This window comes from Oleiphilus sp. HI0080 (assembly GCF_001635135.1).
On record NZ_LWFU01000538.1, the window covers coordinates 1 to 2,578 of the forward strand.

The window sequence follows — 2,578 nt, forward strand, 5'->3', positions numbered from 1 at the left end:
TCATTGATAAGACGGGCCAGTTGCGTTCGGTTTCATTGGCGTCACCGAACACAATCGATGTTCTTCCTCCGATAGCGCTAAATTCCGATGAAATGGTAGAGGCGATGGTGGCTATCGATGACCATGTAGCCATTCAGTTAGGACTTGGAGCACAAGCTCGTATTGCTTTGTATGACACTAATGGTGGCTATGTTGATCAGATTGCAATACCCGATGCGAACCTAGAATACGCTGAGTGGGATTCATCGAGCAGCCCCAAACGACTCTACCTTCCAATTGGCAATGGTCTTATCGAGGATTTCGGGTTCTTAGAGCTTGAAACCGCAACGCCGGGCAGCAATGGATTTCTATCGGCGGTTCAGCTTGCGACTGCATTTTTTGATGCGGTTCCGCTGAGTTATGTTTCTTTGGATAGCGCCGGAAGTAAGGTCATCGTTCCTAGTGGCTATGTTTTTTCGAAAGATCTAGATATGGCTACTAGTTTATCTGATCTTTCTAGCTTGGGCGCTAGTTACCGTTCAAGTACGAAGCAAATGTTGGTTAAGCAATCGACTCTTACAGACAAAACTCATGAGAAGTATTACATCTCCTCTTATACGAATGCCAGTAATGCCCAGTCTGTTTCTACCCTGTTTGATCAAGACAGTGTTCAAGTGTTTGTAGACTCCCGTTCGGTTGCCCCAATTAGAGCAAATGGTTTTGATTTTCCTACTCAATCGGAAGATGAAGGCATTTGGGGGCTTATTTCACTGGGAGATGATGTGGTTCAAGTGCGCCGTAAAAGTAGCGGAATTGAAATATCGAACGTCGGTCTGAACGACTTGGATAGTGATGGCATGCCTTGCTTCTATGAGCGAAGATTTGATTTAGTAGATGATGCGGGTTGCGGGCTGCTCAGCATATCTTCCGGAATTACCCGATTTGAAGACGCCGATGGAGACCGGTTGGTGAACGTCGAGGAGTATGATCAGTTGACGAATCCGCGTATTGAAGACAGTGATGGCGATGGCTGGACCGACTACGAGGAAGTCTTGGAGGATACGGATCCAACGGACCGAACCTCGTTTTAAATCTTAGCGGTAGATTAACTAAGGTATGCTTGACGACATAACAGATAGTGCCTTTGTCGGTATGTCCGTGATGATGCTGTCAACGCCCAAGCTGGATAACTCCTCCATTCTGTCGAGATCGTTCACAGTCCAAACGGAGACTTCCAAGCCATACTGTTTTGCGAGAGACAGTGTGGCCTGGTCGCAAAATCGGTGATTGAGGACAAGTAAGTCGCACCCAAGTGTTTCGCACACACTTACACTTGATTCTCCAAGATGCTCTGAGACGAAACCTGTTCTAATTTTAGGGTTGCGTATTTTTACTTCTTTAAGAAACCACCTGCTTGAAGAGGTGATTGTGATGCGAGCCGTTTCTGGTTTCAGCTTTGAAACAAATCTATTTAACTTCTGACTCAGAATTCTCATTCTTACGCGGCTTGTTGGTTTTACTTCAAGTTGCCAATCCACGGTGTCAGGGACGATATGAAAGACTTGTTCCAGAGTAGGGATGTAGCAGGCATCGGGCCATAGAGATTTACCCCTCGCATCAATTTTATTTAATACTTCAGCGGAGTAATCCGACAAACTTCCTTGGCGCCCAGTGGTTCTGCCCAGTGTTTGGTCGTGAAACACCATTAGTTGGAGATCATGAGAAAGCCTGACATCGAGCTCAAATGCTAGACATCCGGCTTTTTGAGCTATTATGAAGCTCGGCAAAGTATTCTCTGGAGCTTCGTTTCGCGCTCCTCTATGCCCTATGATTTTCGTCATTGAGATTGGGTTTCTGCCAAATAACGAGCCTCGGTAAAACGGGCATGATCAAGGTAGATTAACTCGGCTACTCTCCGAATAATATGCTCTTCATACTTATCAACCTGACCATCCGCAAACGCGATTTTCCATAATCCTTCGACTAGTTTGAATTTTTCGTTCTCGCTCATGTGTTCGTGAATGAGAGACGTGAATTCATACAGCGAAGTTGAATCACCCGCTTGTGTCTTTGCGTCTTTCAGAATCTCCGCAATGGTCTCATTATCGAGGTCGAAGAGGTCGCGTCCTAGTTGTTCAATGGTTTGACGTTCGGAAGGATCAAATACCGAGTCAACGCTTGCGGTAATGACCATCAAGCTGAAACAGCAAAGGTCAATATTTGCGGTGGCTTGGTCGGTAACGGTCGATTTTGAACCGCCAAGTTCATCGAACCAATTTTTTAGCGCGTTAATCATGTAGCTTAAGCCTTAAGCAGTTTTTCCAATTTGATTTGATCCGCCGCGAAGTTTCGAATGCCGTCTGCGAGCTTTTCTGTCGCCATCGCGCTTTCATTCATATCCCAGCGGAACGCAGATTCTGAAAGCGCTTTGACGTCTCCATTCTTTGGGCTATCTGCGAAGAGCTTGCGTTGCAAATCTCCCTCATCGCGAGACAGCTCTTCCAGCAGTTGAGGGCTGATTGTAAGCCTGTCACAGCCCGCTAGCTCCTCAATCTCGCCTGTATTTCTAAAACTCGCGCCCATTACAATCGTATCGTAG

The 2,578-nt window shown here is 46.2% G+C and carries 4 protein-coding genes; 1 reads left to right on the forward strand and 3 read right to left on the reverse strand.

The window, feature by feature from the left end:
• Positions 1 to 1,070 (forward strand): thrombospondin type 3 repeat-containing protein (locus A3751_RS22830; protein WP_197466292.1); only part of this gene is annotated, 1,070 nt, incomplete at its 5' end.
• An 18-nt stretch (positions 1,071 to 1,088) separates the two neighbouring features.
• On the opposite strand, the gene A3751_RS11660 is transcribed toward A3751_RS22830, so the two are convergent.
• From A3751_RS11660 to A3751_RS11670, 3 genes are all read right to left on the reverse strand, one after another.
• Positions 1,089 to 1,820 (reverse strand): glycerophosphodiester phosphodiesterase, encoded by a 732-nt coding sequence (locus A3751_RS11660; protein ID WP_068456100.1) that lies wholly within the window; start codon positions 1,818 to 1,820, stop codon positions 1,089 to 1,091.
• Positions 1,817 to 2,275, reverse strand: coding sequence for a TerB family tellurite resistance protein (locus tag A3751_RS11665; protein ID WP_068456103.1), 459 nt, complete (start codon positions 2,273 to 2,275; stop codon positions 1,817 to 1,819). The genes A3751_RS11660 and A3751_RS11665 overlap by 4 nt, the downstream gene beginning before the upstream one ends.
• Positions 2,276 to 2,280: 5 nt before the next feature.
• The coding region (locus A3751_RS11670; RefSeq protein ID WP_304439026.1) for a transaldolase family protein at positions 2,281 to 2,578 on the reverse strand (298 nt) is incomplete at its 5' end.